This window comes from Streptomyces sp. DSM 15324 (assembly GCF_001514285.1).
Lineage (GTDB): Bacteria > Actinomycetota > Actinomycetes > Streptomycetales > Streptomycetaceae > Streptomyces.
In genome coordinates, this window is sequence record NZ_KQ949055.1 from 1 (window position 1) to 7,381 (window position 7,381).

A 7,381-nucleotide genomic window follows, 5' to 3' on the forward strand; every position below is an offset into this window, starting at 1 on the left:
CGCCTCCATGACCGCGAGCGGAGCGAAGTTCTCCGACGCGATCATCTCGAGCGTGGACTGCTGACGGTGCAGCTCGGCGTCGACCGCGGCCGCGATCTCCGGGTCGAGCTCGTGCAGGGACTGGTGGAGCAGAGTCATCGACGTTTCCTCGCTGGGGCTCAGTGGGCGGCGGCCGGGACGGCGGGGACGAGGGTGCGGCGGAGCCGGTTGAAGAACTTGGGCTGGTTCAGGGAGAGCACGGCGACGGGGGTGCCGTCGCGCCGGTAGACGGCCGTGAAGGAACGGCTGCCGAGGTCGCCCTCGACGACCTCGGGTTCTGCGCCGGGAGCGACGTACCCGGCAAGCTGGATGCGGACCCCGTACTGGTCGGACCAGAAGTACGGCGCGGTGGCCGCGGCGGGGGCGGACTCCCCGGTGAGCAGGGTGCGGGCGGCGGTCCTGGCCTGCTCCCCCGCGTTGCTCCAGTGCTCGATCCGGGCGTGCCGTCCGGTGAACGGGTGGGGGCAGCGGGCGACGTCGCCGACGGCGACCACGCCCGGGACACCGGTCGCGCAGCCGGTGTCGCACACCACCCCGTCGTCCACCGGCACTCCGGATCCGGCGAGCCAGTCGGTGGCGGGCCTGACCCCGACGCCGACCACGACGACGTCGGCGGGCAGCACCCGCCCGTCGGCGAGCCGCACGCCCGTGACCCGGCCGTCGCCGAGAAGTCCCGCGACGCCGGTCCCGCACAGCAGCCGGACCCCGTGGTCGGAGTGGAGCGAGGCGCACACCAGCCCCATCTCGCGCCCCAGTTGGCGTTCCAGCGGGATGCCGAGCGATTCGACGACGGTGACGTCCAGGCCGAGTCCGCGGGCGGTGGAGGCCACCTCGGCGCCGATGAAGCCGGCGCCGATGACGACGAGCCGGGGCCGGCCGTTCGTCAGGTCGGCGCGCAGCGCCAGGGCGTCGTCCAGGGTGCGCAGGGTGTGGACGCCCGCCAGGCCGTCCGTGCCGGGGAGCGTGCGGGCGGCGGCGCCCGTCGCGATGACGACCCCGTGGGTGCGCACATGGCGGCCCCCGGCCAGGGTGACGGTCCGGGCGGCGGGGTCGAGGCCCACCGCCCGCTCGCCGAGCAGCCACTGCACGTCCAGGTCCGCGTATTCCTCCGCGTCGCCGAGCGCGAGCGCTGCGGCGTCGACGTCCCCCTTGAGGAAGTCCTTGGACAGCGGCGGGCGGTCGTAGGGGGTGTGGCGCTCCTCCCCCACGACGACGATCTCGCCGTCGTAGCCGTCCGTCCGCAGCGCGCGGACCGTGCTCAGGCCTGCCAGCGATGCTCCGACGACGGTGATGCTCCTCATGCGGGCTCCAGACAAGCTGTCTCACATGACACAACGACATCCGTTATGCGCAACATGGTTTGGGTGGGGAGCGGCGGTTGTCAAGAGGCGGGAAGGGGCGGTCAGCGCGCGGGGCCCACGTCGAGCTTGTTCTGGAGCCAGGTGTGGAACTCACCGATGTGGTGCTCGCTGGGCACCAGGACCCCGCCCTTGGCGTACATCCGCGAGCCCATGCCGGGCTGGGTGCGCTCGCAGGCGTCGAAGTCCTGCACGTTGACCCGGTGGAACAGCTCCACCGAGCGGCTGACGTCCTTGCCGCTCTCGACGACGTGCGGCAGGTAGAGCCAGTCGCACTCGACGATCGTGCGGTCGACGGCCACCGGGTACATACGGTGGAAGATCACGTGGTCGGGGACGAGGTTGATGAAGACCTGCGGCTTGACGGTGATCGCGTAGTAGCGGCGGTCCTGGTCCTCGGCCACCCCGGGGATGCGGTCCAGCCCCTCGGAGCCGTCCACGGTGAAGCCCTGGATCTCCTCGCCGAACTCCGCGCCGTGGCCCACGTAGTACTGGGCCGCGTAACCGTCCGCGAACTCCGGCAGCACCTCGGTGAGTTCGGGGTGGATCGTGGCGCAGTGGTAGCACTCCATGAAGTTCTCGATGACGAGCTTCCAGTTCGCCTTCACGTCGTACGTGATGCGCTTGCCGACGGAGAGGTTGTCGACGTCGTAGCGCTCGACGGACTCCAGGTCGCCGAGGCGTTCGACGACCGCGCCGAGCACGTCCGCCTCGAAGGACGGCGGCTCGTCGGCGAGGCACACCCACACATAGCCGAGCCACTCCCGGACGTGGACGTTGACCAGCCCGTACTCGCTCCGGTCGACGTCCGGCATCGAGGTCAGGTTGGGGGCCGCGACGAGCTTGCCGTCCAGGCCGTACGTCCAGGCGTGGTACGGGCACTGGAAGGCCCGCTTGACCTCGCCGGACTCCTCCGTGCAGAGCCTGGCGCCGCGGTGCCGGCAGATGTTGAGGAACGCCTTGACCGAGTTGTCCCGGGCACGGGAGACGAGCACGCTCTCCCGGCCGACCTGGTACGTGCGGAACGCACCGGGCTTGGCCAGTTCGGAGGCGCGAGCCACACAGAACCACATGGCCTCGAAGACCCGCTCCTGCTCCTGGGCGAAGATCCCGGGGTCGGTGTAGTACTCGCCGGTCAGCGTGGGGATCAGGCTGGGCGGCAGGTTCGTGCTGGTCATCGTGTCACCTTCGGAGAGGGCGAGGGTCGATTTCCTTGTTGCATATATCGCAACACTCTTCGCTATAAGCAACGTCCGCCGAAACTGTCCCCTCGCGGACATCCACTGTCAAGGGTTTCGGCACGCTCGGGCGATGTTGCATAATGCGATGCCAGTTCTCCATAGAGAAACAACGCGAGCACGACCCCGGAGAGACGACGACGGAGGAGCGACAGCGGCAATGAGCGACGGTACGGACGCTCCGGCGCCCTCCGAGTCCCCGGTGCAGTCGGTCGACCGGGCGGCGACCATCCTCGAACTCCTCGGCCGGCACGACGAGGCGGGCGTCACGGACATGGCCGCCGTACTCGGGGTGCACAAGTCCACGGCGTCCCGGCTCGCCACCGCCCTGGAGATGCGCGGGCTCATCGAGCAGACGGAGGAGCGGGGCAAGTACCGCCTGGGCCTCGGCCTGATCCGGCTCGCCGGTGCCGCCACGGCCCGGCTGGACCTCTCCCAGCAGAGCCGCCAGGTGTGCGAGGGGCTGGCGCACCGGATCGCGGAGACCATCAACCTGGCGATCCTGGACCGGGACGCCGCGATCAACATCGACCAGGTACTCGGCCCCTCCGCCCTCACCACCCACAACTGGCTGGGCCGGCGCACCCCGCTGCACGCCACGTCCAGCGGCAAGATCCTCCTGGCCCACCTGCCCGAAGCCCAGCTCGCGGACCGGCTCAGGGAGCCCCTGGAGCGCTACACCCCGCACACGGTCACCGACCCGGCGACCCTCCGGGCCCAGATCGAGCGCGCCCGCGCGGACGGCGTCGCGTACAGCCTCGAGGAGCTCGAACCGGGCCTCAACGCGGTGGCCGCACCGATCTTCGCCTTCAACGGACAGGCGGTCGCCGCGCTCAGCGCCTCGGGGCCGTCCGTCCGCCTGACCGCTCAGCGGCTGCCGGAGATCTGCGCCGCGGTGCGGGCGGCCGCCGAGGAGATCTCCGACCGCCTGGGCCACCTCCGCCGGCCCTGACCTCTTGACCACCGGGTCACCGACACGGGAGCATGTTGCGTATCGCCCACAGTGTTGCGCAATGCGAATCAACCAAGAAGCGCGCGATACCCACGCGCCGGACGGATTGCGCACCCGATCACGGAGGATGGCCATGTCTCCCCGACCGCAGTCCGGCCGCGAGTTCGTCCTCACCCTCTCCTGCCCCGACCAGGCCGGCCTGGTCCACGCCGTGGCCACCTACCTGCTGCACCGCTCCGGCAACATCCTGGAGAGCCGGCAGTTCGACGACCGGATGTCCGGCCGCTTCTTCATGCGGGTGCACTTCGACGTCTCGGACCCCGGCGTCTCACTGGAGGACCTGCGGACCGGTTTCGGTCCGGTCGGGCAGGCATACGGGATCAGCTGGCAGCTGCACGACGCCTCGACCCCCACGCGCACCCTGATCATGGTCTCGAAGTTCGGCCACTGCCTGAACGACCTGCTCTTCCGCAAGTCCACCGGGTCGCTGCGCATCGAGATCCCGGCGATCGTCTCCAACCACCGCGACTTCGAGCCGCTGGCACGGAGCTACGGCATCCCCTTCCACCACATCCCGGTGACCAGCCAGACCAAGGCCGAGGCCGAGGCGCGGCTGCTGGAGCTGGTGAGCGAGCTGGACGTCGACCTGGTGGTGCTGGCCCGCTACATGCAGATCCTCTCCGACGACCTGTGCAAGCAGCTCGACGGCCGGGCCATCAACATCCACCACTCCTTCCTGCCCAGCTTCAAGGGCGCGCGGCCGTACGTCCAGGCGTACCAGCGCGGGGTGAAGCTCGTCGGGGCCACGGCGCACTACGTCACGTCCGACCTCGACGAAGGCCCGATCATCGAACAGGACGTCGTCCGGGTGGACCACTCCCGCGACCCCGACGAGCTGGTCACCATCGGCCGGGACGTCGAGGCCCGGGTGCTCGCCCGCGCCGTGGAGTGGCACAGCGAGAGCCGTGTCCTGGTCAACGGGAAGTGCACCGTGGTCTTCCGCTGACCGACCACCGGCCCTAGGGTGCGGGAACCACTCGGCGGTCAAGTGCCCGATCGGCCCCATCTCCGGTCACTGTGGCCCCTCGCACCCCGTCAGCCTGTGCGTATAGTTGCGCCATGAGCAACTACGCGGCAGAGGGCGCAACGGCAGGTGGGGTGAACGGCGTTCAGTCCGTCGACCGTGCCGTCAGCGTCCTGGAGATCCTCGCCCAGCGCGGCGAGGCCGGTGTCAGCGAGGTCGCCGCCGAGATCGACGTCCACAAGTCGACCGCGTTCCGCCTGCTCGGAGCGCTGGAGGCACGCGGCCTGGTCGAGCAGACGGCCGAGCGCGGCAAGTACCGGCTCGGTTTCGGGCTGGTGCGGCTGGCCGGAGCGGTGACGGGCCGGCTCGACATCACCCAGCAGGGCCGGGTGGTGTGCGAGCGGCTCAGCGACCGGATCGGCGAGACCGTCAACATCGCGGTCCTCCAGGAGCACTACGCCGTCAACCTCCATCAGGTACGCGGCCCCGGCGCCGTCGGCACGCACAACTGGGTGGGGCAGCTCACCCCGCTGCACGCCACGTCGAGCGGCAAGATCCTGCTCGCCCACCTGCCCCCGCAGGCCCGCACCGAGGTGCTCACCGCGTCCGGGCTGCGCAAGCTGACGCCGCACACCCTGACGGTGCGGTCCAAGCTGGAGCAGCACCTCACCGAGGCGCTCGACCGCGGATACGCGGTGACGCTGGAGGAACTCGAGATCGGGCTGCACGCCATGGCGGCCCCGATCCGCTCCCGGGACGGCGAGGTCGTCGCCGCGCTCAGCGCCTCCGGCCCCGCCTATCGCTTCACCGAGGCACGCATGCGGGAACTGGCCCCGCTGCTCGTCGAGGGCGCGGCGGAGATCAGCCGCCGGATGGGCCACCTGGGCTGAGCCCGCCGCGTGCGGCACGGCTCCGCTCAGCGTCGGCTACAGCGCCGGCGCCGGTGCGGGTGATCCGGCGCCCTCGGCGCCCCAGCGGGCGGTCACCCGCACCGCGTCCAGCGTCGAGGCGACATCGTGCACCCGCAGACACCACACGCCCTGTGCCGCCGCCAGCACGGACACCGCCGCGGTCGCGGCGTCCCGCTGCGCCGCCGGTCGGGGCCGTCCCGTCACCGGGTCCGCCAGCAGGGCGCCCAGGAACGACTTGCGCGACGCCCCCACGAGCACGGGACAGCCCAGCGCGCGCACTTCTTCGAGCCGGCCGAGCAGTTCCCAGTTGTGCCCGGCCTCCTTCGCGAAGCCCAGCCCGGGGTCGACGATCAGGCACCCGGGCGCGACCCCCGCCGCCAGCGCGGCGTCGATCCTGGCCCGCAGCTCGCCGAGCACCTCGGTCACGACATCGCCGTAGCGGGCGTTGGCCTGCATGCCCGCGGCGTGTCCGCGCCAGTGCATCACGACGTACGGCACCCCGGCCCGCGCCATCAACGGCAGCATCGCAGGATCGGCGAGCCCCCCGGAGACGTCGTTGATCAGCCGGGCTCCCGCGTCGAGCGCACGGGCGGCGACCTCGGCCCGCATGGTGTCGACGCTCACGGCCGCGCCCGCCGCGGCCAGTTCCCGGACCACGGGCAGCACCCGGCGCAGCTCCTCCGCCACGGACGGACGCACAGCACCGGGCCGGGTGGACTCACCGCCCACGTCCACGATGTCCGCGCCCTGTTCGACCAGGGCGAGTCCGTGTGCGACGGCCGCCTCCGGGGCGAACGCCCGCCCGCCGTCCGAGAACGAGTCGGGCGTGACGTTGACGACGCCCATGACCAGGGTCCGGCCGGGCCGCGGAAGCCCGTGCGGGTGCAGCCCGGGTGCGGCCGGGCGGGTAAGGGTGGGGTGGGCCATGACGTTCACAGGGGTCCAGCCTCAGTCGGTGACGTGCGGGTTCAAACCGAGGCGGCGTTCCTCTCGGCGGCCTCGACGACGTTGGCGAGCAGCATGGCCCGTGTCATGGGGCCCACCCCGCCGGGCATGGGCGCGAGCCGGCCGGCGACGGCGGCGGCGTCCGGGTGGATGTCACCGACCAGGCCCTGGTCGGTACGGGTGATGCCGACGTCCAGGACGGCCGCGCCGGGGCGCAGCATGTCCTTGGTGACCATGCCGGGCGAACCGGCGGCGGCGATGACGATGTCCGCCTCCCGGACGTGCCAGGCGAGACCCTTGGTGCCGGTGTGGCACAGGGTCACGGTGGCGTTCTCGGACCTGCGGGTGAGCAGCAGCCCGAGGGGACGGCCCACCGTGATGCCCCGGCCGATCACGCACACCCTCGCTCCTGCGAGGGGCACGTCGTGACGGCGCAGGAGTTCGACGATGCCGCGCGGGGTGCACGGCAGCGGTGCCTCGACCCCGAGGGCGAGCCGGCCGAGGTTCACGGGGTGCAGTCCGTCGGCGTCCTTGGCCGGGTGCATGCGTTCCAGTACGGCGTTCGCGTCCAGGTGGGCCGGGAGCGGCAGCTGGACGATGTATCCGGTGCAGGCCGGGTCGGCGTTGAGTTCGTCGATGACGTCCTCGACCTGCCGCTGGGTGGCGTCGGCGGGCAGGTCCCGGCGGAGGGAGGCGATGCCGACCTGCGCACAGTCCCGGTGCTTGCCCGCGACGTAGGCCCGGCTGCCGGGATCGTCGCCGACGAGGACGGTGCCCAGCCCCGGCGGACGACCGCCTGCGGCCGTCAACTTGGCCACGCGCTCCGCGAGTTCACGGCGGATCTCGGCGGCGGTGGCCTTGCCGTCGAGCAGGTGTGCGGTCACCGGCGGTGCTCCTTCCCTCGGCGTGGACAC

At 71.6% G+C, this 7,381-nt stretch carries 7 protein-coding genes and 1 pseudogene; 3 read left to right on the top strand and 5 right to left on the bottom strand.

The window, feature by feature from the left end; all coding sequences use genetic code 11:
* The 3 genes and pseudogenes from AQJ58_RS43195 to AQJ58_RS40055 all read right to left on the bottom strand — a co-directional run.
* Positions 1-138, bottom strand: a pseudogene (locus AQJ58_RS43195) (serine hydroxymethyltransferase); the annotation flags it as partial.
* Positions 139-158: 20 nt separating this feature from the next.
* Complete coding sequence (locus tag AQJ58_RS40050) at positions 159-1,340, bottom strand: NAD(P)/FAD-dependent oxidoreductase (protein ID WP_067259555.1); 1,182 nt, start codon at positions 1,338-1,340, stop codon at positions 159-161.
* Positions 1,341-1,441: 101 nt separating this feature from the next.
* Complete coding sequence (locus AQJ58_RS40055; protein ID WP_067259557.1) at positions 1,442-2,575, bottom strand: aromatic ring-hydroxylating oxygenase subunit alpha; 1,134 nt, start codon at positions 2,573-2,575, stop codon at positions 1,442-1,444.
* Positions 2,576-2,795: 220 nt separating this feature from the next.
* On the opposite strand from AQJ58_RS40055, the gene AQJ58_RS40060 reads away from it, so the two are divergent.
* The 3 genes from AQJ58_RS40060 (at position 2,796) to AQJ58_RS40070 (ending at position 5,501) form a co-directional block, all read left to right on the top strand.
* Positions 2,796-3,587 (top strand): IclR family transcriptional regulator, encoded by a 792-nt coding sequence (locus AQJ58_RS40060; protein ID WP_067259559.1) that lies wholly within the window; start codon positions 2,796-2,798, stop codon positions 3,585-3,587.
* 133 nt (positions 3,588-3,720) lie between these two features.
* On the top strand, positions 3,721-4,593 hold the full coding sequence (purU, locus tag AQJ58_RS40065; protein ID WP_067259560.1) for a formyltetrahydrofolate deformylase: 873 nt from the start codon (positions 3,721-3,723) through the stop codon (positions 4,591-4,593).
* Positions 4,594-4,706: 113 nt separating this feature from the next.
* Complete coding sequence (locus tag AQJ58_RS40070; RefSeq protein ID WP_067259562.1) at positions 4,707-5,501, top strand: IclR family transcriptional regulator; 795 nt, start codon at positions 4,707-4,709, stop codon at positions 5,499-5,501.
* 36 nt (positions 5,502-5,537) lie between these two features.
* Here AQJ58_RS40070 and folP read toward each other — a convergent pair whose 3' ends face one another.
* Together folP and AQJ58_RS40080 are read right to left on the bottom strand one after the other, a co-directional pair.
* Positions 5,538-6,449: a dihydropteroate synthase gene (gene folP / locus AQJ58_RS40075; protein WP_067259566.1), complete on the bottom strand. Its 912-nt coding sequence runs from the start codon at positions 6,447-6,449 to the stop codon at positions 5,538-5,540.
* Positions 6,450-6,490: 41 nt separating this feature from the next.
* Positions 6,491-7,351, bottom strand: a complete 861-nt coding sequence (locus AQJ58_RS40080; protein WP_067259564.1) for a bifunctional methylenetetrahydrofolate dehydrogenase/methenyltetrahydrofolate cyclohydrolase — start codon at positions 7,349-7,351, stop codon at positions 6,491-6,493.
* Positions 7,352-7,381 lie beyond the last annotated feature (30 nt).